Source organism: Pseudomonas sp. 8 R 14 (assembly GCF_900005955.1).
GTDB classification, from domain to species: domain Bacteria; phylum Pseudomonadota; class Gammaproteobacteria; order Pseudomonadales; family Pseudomonadaceae; genus Aquipseudomonas; species Aquipseudomonas marginalis.
The window spans coordinates 38,002-50,359 of record NZ_CVTH01000050.1 but is presented as its reverse complement, the minus strand read 5'-3'; the positions used below and the strand labels follow the sequence as shown (position 1 = coordinate 50,359).

General features: G+C 63.3%; 10 protein-coding genes. 8 read left to right on the top strand and 2 right to left on the bottom strand.

Annotation, left to right across the window (positions count from 1 at the left end):
* Position 1: 1 nt before the first annotated feature.
* From BFQ01_RS10475 to BFQ01_RS10450, 6 genes are all read left to right on the top strand, one after another.
* Positions 2-1,000, top strand: coding sequence for an acyl-CoA dehydrogenase family protein (locus tag BFQ01_RS10475; RefSeq protein ID WP_065925220.1), 999 nt, complete (start codon positions 2-4; stop codon positions 998-1,000).
* Positions 997-1,755 (top strand): PIG-L deacetylase family protein, encoded by a 759-nt coding sequence (locus BFQ01_RS10470; protein WP_065925219.1) that lies wholly within the window; start codon positions 997-999, stop codon positions 1,753-1,755. The genes BFQ01_RS10475 and BFQ01_RS10470 overlap by 4 nt, the downstream gene beginning before the upstream one ends.
* Positions 1,752-2,351 (top strand): SAM-dependent methyltransferase, encoded by a 600-nt coding sequence (locus BFQ01_RS10465; protein ID WP_065925218.1) that lies wholly within the window; start codon positions 1,752-1,754, stop codon positions 2,349-2,351. Before BFQ01_RS10470 ends, BFQ01_RS10465 begins: the two co-directional genes overlap by 4 nt.
* Positions 2,348-3,007, top strand: coding sequence for a glycosyltransferase (locus BFQ01_RS10460; RefSeq protein ID WP_065925217.1), 660 nt, complete (start codon positions 2,348-2,350; stop codon positions 3,005-3,007). Before BFQ01_RS10465 ends, BFQ01_RS10460 begins: the two co-directional genes overlap by 4 nt.
* A gap of 177 nt (positions 3,008-3,184) precedes the next feature.
* The gene (locus BFQ01_RS10455; RefSeq protein WP_065925216.1) at positions 3,185-3,946 is read left to right on the top strand and encodes a PIG-L deacetylase family protein; all 762 of its coding nucleotides are present in this window, start codon (positions 3,185-3,187) and stop codon (positions 3,944-3,946) included.
* A gap of 249 nt (positions 3,947-4,195) precedes the next feature.
* The gene (locus tag BFQ01_RS10450) at positions 4,196-6,739 is read left to right on the top strand and encodes an autotransporter family protein (RefSeq protein ID WP_065925215.1); all 2,544 of its coding nucleotides are present in this window, start codon (positions 4,196-4,198) and stop codon (positions 6,737-6,739) included.
* 12 nt (positions 6,740-6,751) lie between these two features.
* Here BFQ01_RS10450 and BFQ01_RS10445 read toward each other — a convergent pair whose 3' ends face one another.
* Both BFQ01_RS10445 and BFQ01_RS10440 read right to left on the bottom strand, forming a co-directional pair.
* Positions 6,752-8,158, bottom strand: coding sequence for an amino acid permease (locus BFQ01_RS10445; protein ID WP_065925214.1), 1,407 nt, complete (start codon positions 8,156-8,158; stop codon positions 6,752-6,754).
* 67 nt (positions 8,159-8,225) lie between these two features.
* On the bottom strand, positions 8,226-9,260 hold the full coding sequence (locus BFQ01_RS10440; protein ID WP_065925213.1) for a histone deacetylase family protein: 1,035 nt from the start codon (positions 9,258-9,260) through the stop codon (positions 8,226-8,228).
* Between the two features lie 121 nt (positions 9,261-9,381).
* Here BFQ01_RS10440 and BFQ01_RS10435 point away from each other — a divergent pair, with 121 nt between their 5' ends.
* Both BFQ01_RS10435 and BFQ01_RS10430 read left to right on the top strand, forming a co-directional pair.
* Positions 9,382-9,873 carry an Lrp/AsnC family transcriptional regulator gene (locus tag BFQ01_RS10435; RefSeq protein ID WP_027606753.1) on the top strand — a complete coding sequence of 164 codons (492 nt, stop codon included), beginning with the start codon at positions 9,382-9,384 and terminating at the stop codon, positions 9,871-9,873.
* A gap of 186 nt (positions 9,874-10,059) precedes the next feature.
* Positions 10,060-12,222, top strand: a complete 2,163-nt coding sequence (locus BFQ01_RS10430; RefSeq protein WP_065925212.1) for a TonB-dependent siderophore receptor — start codon at positions 10,060-10,062, stop codon at positions 12,220-12,222.
* Positions 12,223-12,358 lie beyond the last annotated feature (136 nt).

Genomic DNA, 12,358 nt, shown 5'->3' with positions numbered 1-12,358 from the left:
CATGGCACTGCATGGATTCCTTCAAGGCTTCCAGGGCTATGCGGACACGCAGGACCTGGCCAAGGCCCTGAGGGCATTTCAGGAGGAAGGCCTCGATCAGTTGCCGCTGCCTGGCAGCGGCGACACCCTGGGGCGGTTCAGCCGCCTGGCGCAGGTGGCGGGTCATGACCTGCGCTTGTGCAAGCTGTTCGAAGGCCACACCGATGCGTTGGCCATCATTGCCGAGCTGCGTAGCCCGGCGCCGCCTTTGGGCAGTCTGTGGGGCATGTGGGCCGCAGAACCGCCGAATGCCAAGGTGCAGGTGCGCTGCGAGGGCCATCGCCTGCGTCTGGACGGGCGTAAAGCCTGGTGTTCCGGGGCGGCGGTGCTCAGCCATGGTTTGCTGACGGCGTGGGATGAACAAGGCGGCCAGCAATTGGTGGCGGTGCAGATGGACCAACCGGGCATCACGGTCACCCACGACGGTTGGAATGCCGTGGGCATGGCCGCCACCGGCAGCGTCGAGGTCGTCTTTGACGGCGCCCATGGCCTTGCCGTGGGCGGCCCCGGCGACTACCTCGGGCGTCCCGGATTCTGGCAAGGCGGCATCGGTATCGCCGCCTGCTGGTACGGTGCGGCACAACGCCTGGCCGAGGTGTTGCGCGATCACTGCTGCAAGCGCTCGGAGCCTCACGCCCTCGCCCATCTGGGGGCGGTCGACAGCGCCTTGAACAGCGCTGCCTGCGTGCTGCGGGCCAGTGCGGAGCAGATCGACCGCTACCCCAGGGCCGATGCCCGGCACCTGGCCCAGCAGGTGCGCGCGAGCATCGAGGACACCGTCGAGCAGGTCATGCGGCACGTGGGCAGAGCCGTGGGCGCGGGTCCGTACTGCAAGGATCCGCACTTCGCCCAGTTGATGGCGGACCTGCCGGTGTATGTCCGCCAGAGCCATGCCGAACGCGACCTGGCCGGCCTCGGCGAACTGGTCGCAGGGGAACCCACAGGGAGGTGGCAGTTATGAAACCCAACCCGATCGTCGGCCAGGGCACGCCCCTGCAGCGCTGGCAGGACTCGCCGCTGATGGCCGAACTGCCGCAGATCAGCGTCGAACAATTGGTACCCGAGGGCCACCGCGCGGTGATCATCGCCCCACACCCGGATGACGAAGTGCTGGGCTGTGGCGGCCTGTTGCAAGGCTTGGCCGAACTGGGCCGGCCCATTCAATTGATTTCGGTAACCGATGGCAGCGCCAGTCATCCCGGCTCCACCCACTGGTCGGTGGAGCGCTTGAGCGTGGTGCGCCCCCAGGAGTCGGCCCAGGCCCTGCACCGCCTCGGTGTGCCGTTGCACAGCCTGAAATGGTTGCGGGCCGGCTTCAGCGACAGCCAGGTGGCAGCGCGGGAAGACCAGCTCAGCGCCTTTATCCAGCGCCACCTCAAACCCACGGATGTGGTGTTTACCACCTGGCGCGAAGACGGCCATTGCGACCATGAGGCCGTTGGCCGCGCGAGCGCCAAGGCAGCGCACGCGGTGGGTGCGGCCCTCTATGAGCTGCCGGTGTGGACCTGGCACTGGGCGTCTCCCGAGAACAGCCTGGTGCCCTGGCACCGTGCCCGCAAAATCCCCCTGAGCTGTGAAGCCGTCGCGCGCAAGCGCCATGCCATTCATGCGTTCGCCAGCCAGCTGGAGGGTGACCCGCAGATCGGCCTGCCGCCGGTGCTGGCGCCCTATGTGGTGGAGCGTCTGCTACAACCTTTTGAAGTGGTATTCGTATGAGTGTGGCGACACCGTATTTCGATCAACTGTTTGCCGGTAACGACGACCCCTGGGCCTTTCGCCAACGCTGGTACGAGCGTCGCAAACGGGCGCTGACCCTGGCACTGTTGACCCGGCCGCGCTATGCCTCGGTGTTCGAACCCGGTTGCGCCAATGGCGAATTGAGCTTCGAGCTGGCCCCGCGCTGTGATCACCTGCTGTGTTGCGACACCGCCTCGGCCGCCGTCGCCCTGGCACGCAGCCGCCTGCTGGGCTTTGCCCATGCCCGTGTGGAGCAGAGCCGCCTGCCCGAGCAATGGCCGATAGGCGAGTTCGACCTGATTGTCTTGAGCGAGTTGTGCTACTACCTCGACCGCGATGACCTGTGCCGCTTGATCGATCGCGCCCTCAGCAGCCTCACCGCCAACGGCCAGGTGTTGGCCTGCCACTGGCGCCCGACGATCGACGGGTGCCCGCAGACCGCCGAACAGGTGCATGCCCTGCTCCATGAGCGGCTGGGGATGCCCCTGGTCGCCACCCACCACGAACCCGACTTTCTACTCGACCTGTGGAGCCGCGACGGCACTTCGGTTGCCACCCTTGAGGGCCTGCGATGATCGGCATTCTGATCCCGGTACATAACGAAGAGGCGCTGCTCGGCGAGTGTCTGGAGGCAGCATTGGTGGCCGCCAGTCACCCAGGCCTGCTGGGTGAAACGGTGCAGATCCTGGTGCTGCTCGACAGTTGCAGCGATGCCAGTGCGGAGATTGCCGAGGGGTTCCCGGTGCAGCGCCTGGAGGTACAGGCGCGCAATGTGGGCCATGTGCGCGGGGTGGGCGCGCGGCACCTGCTCAACCAGGGTGCACGCTGGATTTCGTGCACCGACGCCGACAGCCGCGTGGCCCCCGATTGGCTGGTGGCCCAGTTGGCACTGGGCGCCGACGCGGTGTGCGGCACCGTGACCGTCGACACCTGGAGCGAAGAGTTCGACCCGGCGGCGCAGATCCGTTACCAGGCGGCGTACCACGCCCGTGACGGTCACCGGCATATCCACGGCGCCAACCTGGGCATCAGTGCCGGGGCCTATGTGCGCGCCGGAGGGTTCGAACCGCTGGCCTGTCACGAAGATGTGCAATTGGTGCGTGACCTCGAGCGCTGCGGGGCCTCCATCGCCTGGAGCCACGCCCCGCAAGTCATCACCAGCGCGCGCCTGGAGGCCCGTGCCCAGGGCGGGTTCGGCGATTATTTGAAGAGCCTGATGTGCGCGTCTTGAAAAAAACGACATTGCAAAATGTAAAAGCGACCAATCCTTGTCTATGCTGATGACGCCTTGCTGGCAATTCAGGGTTGGATTACCACGCGTGCACCACGGCGGAGTCTGTGGTGAATAAATAGAGTCGTCCCGTCAACGGGGCACGACCCAGCATCAATCGACAAGGACGTAACGCCCATGAAGCCTGCCTCCCTCAGTGAAGGCCGTCGCGGCCCCGCGCAAATCTGGAACAGCGCACCGCAGCTGGCGCAAATCCCGCCTATCTCTACCACCTCCCTGGTGCCCGCTGGCGCGCGTGTGGTGATCATCGCGCCCCATCCCGGCGACGAGGTGGTGGCCTGCGGCGGTCTACTGCAATTGCTCAGCACCCTGGAACACCCCCTGCAAATGATCTCCATCACGGACGGCAGTGCCAGCCACCCGGGTTCCCACGTATGGCCGGCCAGCCGCCTGAGTGTGGTGCGGCCCCAGGAAAGCGCCGAGGCGCTGCGCCGCCTGGGCATGCCCTTGCACAGCCTGAAGTGGATTCGCGGCGGTTTCTGCGACAACGCCCTCGCCGCTCGCGAGCCGCAACTGAGCCAATTTATCGCGCGCTACCTGCAACCGGGCGACGTGGTGTTTTCCACCTGGCGCAACGACGGCAATGACGACCATGAGGCCGTCGGCCGTGCCAGCGCCAACGCCTGCAGGCTGGTGGGTGCGCAACTCTATGAACTGCCGATCTGGGCCTGGCACTGCCCCGCCCGCGAGGGTGCGATGATCCCCTGGCAACGGGCGCGCAAGGTACGCCTGGACACCTGGACCGTGGCGCGCAAACTCCACGCCGTCCATGCGTATGCCAGCCAGTTGGCGGGCGACCCGCAGATCGGCCTGGCGCCGATATTGGCCCAGGTGCTGCTGGAGCGTATGCGCGAGCCTTACGAGATTGTGTTTTCGTAAGACCGGCAGCTCGTCTATACCTGTCAACTCTGACAGTAGCGCCCTGCACGATGTATGGCTAGGGTGCAAACAGCGCTGCACCCGTTGAGGTGCAGTCGAGAAAGCCATGCCAACTCCTTGCATTGGCCGGTGTTTTCGAACAGGTAACCCGCACTCCCTGCTCCGTATCGCGTGTCACGTTGTCATGGTCTGGCCTGCACCGGCCTTTGCCGGTGCCGGGGCAACTTTCCCCTCGCACGAGGATGGATCATGCGCTTACGGACTCTGACCCTGCTGTACCTGATTGCCCTGGCGGCACTGCCGAGCGCCTCTTACGGGGCGTGCACCATCAGCAACACCGCCGGCGACGACCTCTCTTCCTGCGACAGCGGCACGGCACCGGGCTTTACCGACAGTGCCGGCAACAACACCCTGAACCTCAGCGCCACGGGGCGGATTACCGGGAATGTCACCTACGGCGCCGGCAACGATCTGGTGGATGTGAACGGGCCCAGTGCCGGGATTGATGGCAACCTCAACCAGGGCGATGGCAGTAATATTTTCCGGCTCAACCTGGGCAGCATCACCGGCAGCGTCAGCCAGGGCTCGGGCGCGGATGTGGCGCAGATCACCGGCGGACAGGCCGGCGCCGTCAGCCAGGGCGCAGGCGTCGACAGCTACGCCCAGAGCGGCGGCACCATTGCCTCACTGGCCCAGGGCGATGGCCTGGACACCTTCAACATGAGTGGCGGCACCATCACCGGAGCCTTCGAGGATGGCGACCAGGCCAGGATGAGCGGCGGCACCATCGGCCGGGTCGACATGAAGCTCGACAACAACCTGTTCGATATGGTGGGTGGCAGCATCATCGGCAACCTGGTGACCGGCTTCGGCAACGACACCATCCTGATCTCGGGCTCGGCCTTTGTCGGCGGCAATATCAGTGTCAGCGGGGGCAACGATCACGTGGCGGTGTCCGGTGGCGACGTCAACGGCCAGATACTCCTCAGCTTTGGCGACGATCACTTCGAATGGACCGGTGGCAACCTGCATTCGTTCGTACTGCTGGGCGCCGGTGACGACACGGCGGTGCTGCAGAACCTGGTCAACACCCAACTGGCCGCGGCGCAGTTGATCGACGCTGGCCTGGGTGTCGACACGCTCACACTGGACAATACCAAGGCAGGCGATCCGGGCCTGTTTCCCAACTGGGAAAGCATTCGGCTGGACAACCAGTCGCAGTTGATCCTGGGCGGAACGCTGAAACTGGGTGACAGCGACACCGGCACGGGCAGCCTGAGCATCGACGGGACCAGTGAACTGTTGATCGGCACGGGGGTGATCGACCCTTTTACGGCCGGCCAACGGGTGAACGTCACCAACAGCGGCACCCTCAACATGACCACCGGCAACACCCGCACCAGCGACACCTTGACCATTAATGGCAATTACACCGGCGACAATGGACGGCTTTTACTGCAAAGCGCCCTGGGCGCGGATGATTCCCCCAGCGACAAACTGATCATCAACCAGGGCACCCTCGCCGGTACCACCGCCATCAGCGTCACCAACCTCGGCGGCGCGGGTGCGGCCACCCTGCAGGACGGCATCCAGGTGGTGCAAGCCCTCAACGGCGCGTCTGGCAGTGGCAGCGCGTTTACACTGGCGGGCCCGGTGTCTGCCGGCGCGTTCGACTACTACCTGTTCAAAGGCGGTGTCACGGCCGGTACGGCGGAGAACTACTACCTGCGCTCGACGATCCCCGTGGTGCCGCCTGGCCCGGTGATTATCGTGCCGTTACCCACCCCCGTTCCCGGTGAACCACCGCTGCCGCCCAATCCCGGGACCGAACCGATCCCTATTTATCGCCCGGAAGTGCCGATCTACGCTGCGTTGTTTCCCGCCGCACAACAACTCGTGCAGGGCATGCTCGGCACCTTCCACCAGCGTATGGGTGACCAAAGCCAGCAGTTGCATACCGGCCCATTCACGTCGGGCTGGGGACGGACCTACGGCAACAGCACGCGCCAGAGCTTCACCGGAACGGTCAGCCCGTCGCTCGACAGTTCGGTGACCGGCTTCCAAGTGGGTACCGACCTGTACGCCAGCACCTACGACAATGGCCTGACCCAACGGAGCGGGTTCTTTGTCGGCCACAGCACCCTCAAAGGCAACATCAAGGGCTTCAACGGCGGCTGGCAGGACAAGGACGCCGGCAAGACCACCTTGCGCGGGGACAGCCTGGGGGTCTACTGGACGCTGATCGGCGCCAACCAGGCCTACCTCGACCTGGTACTGATGGGCACCCGCTTCGACGGCAATAACGAGTCGGATCGTGGCGTGAAGATGGACACCCGGGGGCACAATGTCACGGCGTCCGCCGAAGTCGGCTGGCCGTTTGCGTGGGTGGGTAACTGGGTGGTTGAACCCCAGGCGCAACTGATCGTCGGCAAGACCAAGCTGGCTAAGCAAAACGACGGGATCTCCGACGTTTCCTATGACGCCGACACCCAGGTCACCAGCCGCCTGGGTGTGCGCCTGCGCGGCGACTACCAGGTCCGCAGCATGCCGCTGCAACCCTACGTACGGGCGAATGTCTGGCACACCAGCGCCGGGCAGAACACCGTCACCTTCAACGGTGTGACGGCCATCGACACCGAGCAGAAGTCCACCACCCTGGACCTGACCGCCGGCGCCACGCTGAAGGTGGCCACGGGCATCAGCCTGTACGGCGAGCTGGGCTACAACCGCAACCTGGACAGCAACACCTTCAACGGCCGCCAGGGCACGGTGGGCTTGAGAATGGAGTTCTAGGGAACCCGTGAATCACCTATGACCGGGATTGACCATCCCGGCAGCCTTGAAGCGTGAAAACTGAAAGGCAATGCCCAGCCAGATAAACCAGGCCGGCATCACGTACAGCGCCAGGCGTGTATCCGGCCGCAACGCCAGCAGGCCGAGGACGAAGGCCATGAAGGCCAGGGAAAACCAGGCCATCGGCACACCGCCAGGCATCTTGTAGAGAGATCTGGCGTGCAGGTCCGGGCGCTTTTTGCGGTAGGCAATGTAGGACGCGAGGATGGTCGACCAGGTGAAAATCACCAGGATCGCCGACACCGTCGACACAATCGTGAAGGCGGTCATCACCTCCGGCACCACAAACAGCAACACCAGGCCCAGCAGCATCAGCAAGGTGGTGAAGGCCAGGCTGATAAACGGCACGCTGCTTTTCGACAAGCGTCCAAAGATACCCGGGGCGTCCCCCAGGTCAGCCAGGCCGAACAACATGCGGCTGGCGGAGAACACCCCACTGTTGGCCGACGATGCCGCCGAGGTCAGCACCACGAAATTGACGATCCCCGCCGCAGCTGGAAAGCCCGCCACCAGGAACAGTTCCACGAACGGGCTCTTGCTCGGCGACACCTGTTGCCACGAGGTGACCGCGATGATGCACGCCAGGGCCAGCACGTAAAACAGGATGATCCGCAGCGGAATCGAGTTGATCGCCTTGGGCAAGGTCCTTTCCGGTGCTCGGGTTTCGGCGGCTGCGGTGCCGATCAGTTCGGTGCCGGCAAAGGAAAAGATCGCCATCTGGAAGCCGGCGAAAAAACCGAACAGGCCATTGGGAAACGCCGCCTGTTTGTCCAGCAAGTGGCTCACGGAGGCCGTGACCCCGGTGGGCGAGACAAACGAGCTGGCAATCAGCACCACGCTGACACCGATCAGGGTCAGCACCGCGATGATCTTGATGATCGCGAACCAGAATTCCACTTCGCCGAACAGCCTGACCGTCAGCACGTTCAACGCGAACAGCGTCAACAGCATGCCCACCGCCGGCATCCACGCTGGCACATGCGGGAACCAGTACTGGAAAAACCCGCCGACCACCACCGCGTCCCCCACCACCGCCACGCTCCAGCTCAGCCAGTACGACCAGCCGAGAAAGAACGCCGCACGCGGGCCCAGGTAGGCGCCGGCAAAGTCGGCGAAGCTCTTGAAGTTGAGGTTGGACAGCAGCAGCTCACCCATGGCGCGCATCACGAAGTACACGAACAGCCCGATGATCATGTAGATCAGGATGATCGAGGTGCCGGACAACGCGATGATCTTGCCGGAGCCCATGAACAGGCCGGTGCCGATCGCACCGCCCATGGCCATCAGCTGGATGTGGCGGTTGCTCAGGGTGCGTTGCAACGCAGGCTTTTCACACAGCCCGGACGTGGTTGTTTTCATCACAAAACCTCTTGTTATGTTTTTGAGTTTTGGCAGAAAAAAGAATCGAGCGAGTGTTGTTATTAGGTCAGGCAGTCTTGCTTTCGAAGCCGTGCAGGACGTTGACGGCGTTGATGCCGATCTCGTCGACCATGTAGCCGCCTTCCATCACGAACAGCGTCGGCACGCCCACCCCGGCGATGATCTCGCCCATGCTGAGGAAGTCCTGGCTGTCGAGGAGGAAGTGGCTGATGGGGTCGTCCTTGAAGGTGTCGACGCCGAGGGAGATCACCAGCACCTCGGGGGCGAAGTGTTTGAGTTGCTGGCAGGCGTGGATCAGCGCGGTTTTGTACTGGGCCCACGTGGTGTTTTTCGGCAAGGGGTAGTTCAGGTTGAAGCCCTCCCCGGCACCTGCACCGCGTTCGCTGTCGGCGCCGGAAAAATACGGATAGGACACCGACGGGTCGCCGTGCAGGGAGATGAACAGCACCTCCGCGCGGTCATAGAAAATATTCTGCGTGCCGTTACCGTGGTGGAAATCCACATCCAGCACCGCTACGCGCTTGGCACCTTGGGTGATGGCCTGTTGCGCGGCAATCGCGGCATTGTTGAGGTAGCAATAACCGCCCATGTATTCGCGGGCCGCGTGGTGCCCCGGTGGGCGGCACAGGGCGAAGGCACTGTGATGGCCTTCGTCGATCAGCGCCAGGCCGGTGAGCGCGATGTCCGCGCTGGTCTTGACCGCCTGCCAGGTGGTGGCGGTGATCGGCGAGCCGGCGTCCATGGCGAAGAAGCCCAGCTTGCCGTCGATGAAGTCCGGCACCTGCTCATTGGCCAGGTCCCGTACCGGCCACACCAGCGGCAGCGCGTCATGGCGGCGGCCGATGGCGGTCCATTCGGCCCAGGCGGTTTCGAGGAAGCTGACGTAGCGCTCGCTGTGGGCGTTGACGTAGCAGGCGCGCTCGAAGCTGCGCGGCACGATGATATCGCCCAGCCCGACGTGCCGGACGCGGTCACGCACGGTGTCGGCGCGGCTGGGTTGTTCGAATGAGGGCTTGAGCACGCCGTCCTTGAGTTCGGTGCCGTGGTGCAAACGGTGGTCATCACTAAAAACAGTCAGCATTTGGATACATCCGCCAGAAAAAGACAGGGTCTATTTTGTTCTGGCTGCGCAGGGCTTTCTTTGCTTTTACTTCTGACACTGATAGCTTTATCGGGTGTTTTTACCCTGGTTACAGCCAAATATGAAAAATAAAACCAAGCAGGTCGTTCTGGACGACACCGATCTCGCCATCCTCGCCCTGCTGCAGGAAGACGCGAGTATTTCCAACGCCCAACTGAGCGAGCGCCTGGCCCTGAGCCTCACCCCCTGCTGGCGGCGGCGCAAACGCCTGGAGGAAGAAGGCGTGATCAAGGACTACCAGGCCAACCTCGATCGCAAGTTGCTCGGCCTGGACATCATGGCGTTTGTGCATGTGCGTTTTGCGATCCACACCGACCATGCTCCGGATGCGTTCGAAGCGGTGGTGAAGGAGCTTCCTCAGGTGCTGGCGTGCCACAAGATCACCGGCGACGCGGATTACCTCTTGCAGGTGCTGGCGGAGGATCTGGACAGCTACAGCGAATTTGTCGAAAGCGTGCTGCGGCGGCAGTTGGGGATTGCGTCGATCCAGTCGAGCCTGGCGCTGCGGGAGGTGAAAGCGACGAGTCGGATGGCGATTCCGAAACGCGATTGAACACGCAAAAAAACAACTCGCCGACGGCAGGTAATGGCAAAAAGCCTGCCCTGCAGATGTGAAAAATTCGTTAACTAATTCTCCCCAAAGGCTTTTTCCGACAGATTTAATCTGCCAAACTAATGCGAATAATTATCAACAGATTTATTATTCGCCACGGACGGCACTTAGGGGAGAGTCCGTTCCATGTCTGTGCAACAACACGGCGGTAAAGGTTTTACACCCAGTCTGATCGCTTTGGCGGTGTGTCTCGCCACCTCGCACGCGGCCTTCGCCGCCGACGCTGAAACGCCGGCAACCACCTTGGAACTGGGTGCGACCCAGATCTCCGGCGAGCAACAACTGGGCGAAACCACCGAGGGTACGCAGTCCTACACCACCGGCGCGATGAAAACCGCGACCAAACTGCCCCTCACCCTGCGTGAAACCCCGCAGGCCGTCACCGTCATCACACGCCAGCGCATGGATGACCAGGGGATGACCAGCATCAACGACGTGGTCAATGCCACGCCTGGGCTATTCCTCAACTATTCCAGCGGCCCGGGCCGGCAGTCCTACACCTCACGCGGTTTCGACATCGACAACCTGATGTACGACGGCATCCCCAGCGGCTACAACGGCGTTTCCGTAGGCGCCCAGCCGAACCTGGCGATGTTCGACCGTGTCGAGGTCGTGCGTGGCGCCACCGGCCTGGTGACCGGTGCGGGCAACCCGTCGGCGGCCATCAACCTGGTCCGCAAGCGGCCGCTGGACGAACAGAAAGTCACCCTCACCGGTGCCGCCGGCAGCTGGGATGACTACCGTGGCGAGCTCGACGCCTCCAGCCCGCTCAATGACAGCGGCACCTGGCGCGGCCGGGTGGTCACTTCCTACCGAGACGCCAACAGCTTCATCGACAACGCCGAGTCCTATCACGGCCTGTTCTATGCCGTCACCGAGGCCGACCTGAGCGAAGACACCACCCTCACCCTCGGTTTCTCGAACCAGAAGGACAAGACCAACTACTTCTGGGGCTCGTCGATGATCGGCCAGGACGGCCATCACCTGGACCTGCCGCGCTCCTACAATCCCGGTACCGACTGGGAGAACAAGGACCAGGAAATCAACACGGTCTTCGCCGAACTGCGCCAGCGCCTGGCCAATGACTGGAAGCTTCAGGTCAACGCCAACTACGCCGAACAGAACGCGTTGTTTTCCGGTTCCTACCAGTCGCGCTGGGTCAACAACACCCTGGCGCGCACGGTCTACCAGGCCGCCTACGATGAAAACCAGGCCGGTGTCGACGCCTTTGCCAGCGGCCCGTTCCAGGCATTCGGGCGCACCCATGAACTGGTGGTGGGCGCCAGCCGACGCATCTACGACATGACCACCCACAACTACAGCCCCTACGACACCAACTGGCCCCTCACCGCGGGCAAACCGGACTTCGTCCACACCACGGACGATCGCGAGGTCACCACCCAGGACGGTGTCTACGTGACCACGCGCCTGAGCCTGGCGGACCCGTTGAAGCTGATCCTCGGCGGGCGCCTGGACTGGTATGACTACGATGCCCACGGCAGCAACGACGGCGACTATCACGTCACCCGCAACCTTACCCGCTACGCGGGGCTGATCTACGAGCTGGACGATCACCACTCCGTGTACGTCAGCTACAGCGACATCTTCACGCCGCAGAGCGCCAAGGACACCTCCGGTACCCCGGTCAAGCCGATTGTCGGCAAAAACTACGAGGTCGGCATCAAGGGCGAATACCTGGGTGGCGCGCTGAATGCGAGCGTGGCGCTGTTCCGTGTCGACCAGGAAAACCGCGCCACCCAGGTGACCGTGCAAAACTGCCCACAGACAGAGTGCTATGAGGCCTCCGGAGAGATTCGCAGCCAGGGGATCGACTTCGAACTGCAAGGCGCGCTGACCGAGAACTGGCAGGTCGGCGGTGGCTACACCTACGCGCGTACCCACACCATCAAGGATGAAGCCAACCCGCAGAAGGTCAACAAGCAGTACGACACGGACGTTCCGGAGCACCTGTTCAAGCTGACCACCCGCTACAACTTCCAGGGCCCGCTGGAGAAACTGCGCGTGGGCGGCAACATCTCCTGGCAAAGCCGCCTGTACAACGACGTCAAGCTGGCTGACGGCAGCACCTACCGCCTCCAACAGGGCGCCTACGCCGTCACCGACCTGATGGCCGGCTACAAGGTCAACGACCACCTCGACCTGCAGCTCAACGCCAACAACATCTTCGACCGCCGCTATTACTCCACCATCGCCAACTCCGTGAGCTATGGCGGCGACGCCTACGGCACCCCACGCAACATGATGCTGACGGCCAAATACAGCTTCTGATCCACCTGGCGAACGGGGGTCCTGATGTGGGGGCTTGCTCCCTCCCACATTGCCCCCCGGCTTGTCACCACGAATGTGTTCTGCCCCCTCCGAACGCATTCGCGCTTAAAGTCCCCTCCCGCAAAGCCGATAAACT

What these genes read in the sequence shown, in the direction of transcription:
- BFQ01_RS10470 (WP_065925219.1), top strand. Translation starts at nt 997, where the DNA reads ATGAAACCCAACCCGATCGTCGGCCAGGGCACGCCCCTGCAGCGCTGG.
- BFQ01_RS10440 (WP_065925213.1), bottom strand. Translation starts at nt 9,260, where the DNA reads ATGCTGACTGTTTTTAGTGATGACCACCGTTTGCACCACGGCACCGAA.
- BFQ01_RS10450 (WP_065925215.1), top strand. Translation starts at nt 4,196, where the DNA reads ATGCGCTTACGGACTCTGACCCTGCTGTACCTGATTGCCCTGGCGGCA.
- BFQ01_RS10455 (WP_065925216.1), top strand. Translation starts at nt 3,185, where the DNA reads ATGAAGCCTGCCTCCCTCAGTGAAGGCCGTCGCGGCCCCGCGCAAATC.
- BFQ01_RS10465 (WP_065925218.1), top strand. Translation starts at nt 1,752, where the DNA reads ATGAGTGTGGCGACACCGTATTTCGATCAACTGTTTGCCGGTAACGAC.
- BFQ01_RS10445 (WP_065925214.1), bottom strand. Translation starts at nt 8,158, where the DNA reads ATGAAAACAACCACGTCCGGGCTGTGTGAAAAGCCTGCGTTGCAACGC.
- BFQ01_RS10460 (WP_065925217.1), top strand. Translation starts at nt 2,348, where the DNA reads ATGATCGGCATTCTGATCCCGGTACATAACGAAGAGGCGCTGCTCGGC.
- BFQ01_RS10430 (WP_065925212.1), top strand. Translation starts at nt 10,060, where the DNA reads ATGTCTGTGCAACAACACGGCGGTAAAGGTTTTACACCCAGTCTGATC.
- BFQ01_RS10475 (WP_065925220.1), top strand. Translation starts at nt 2, where the DNA reads ATGGCACTGCATGGATTCCTTCAAGGCTTCCAGGGCTATGCGGACACG.
- BFQ01_RS10435 (WP_027606753.1), top strand. Translation starts at nt 9,382, where the DNA reads ATGAAAAATAAAACCAAGCAGGTCGTTCTGGACGACACCGATCTCGCC.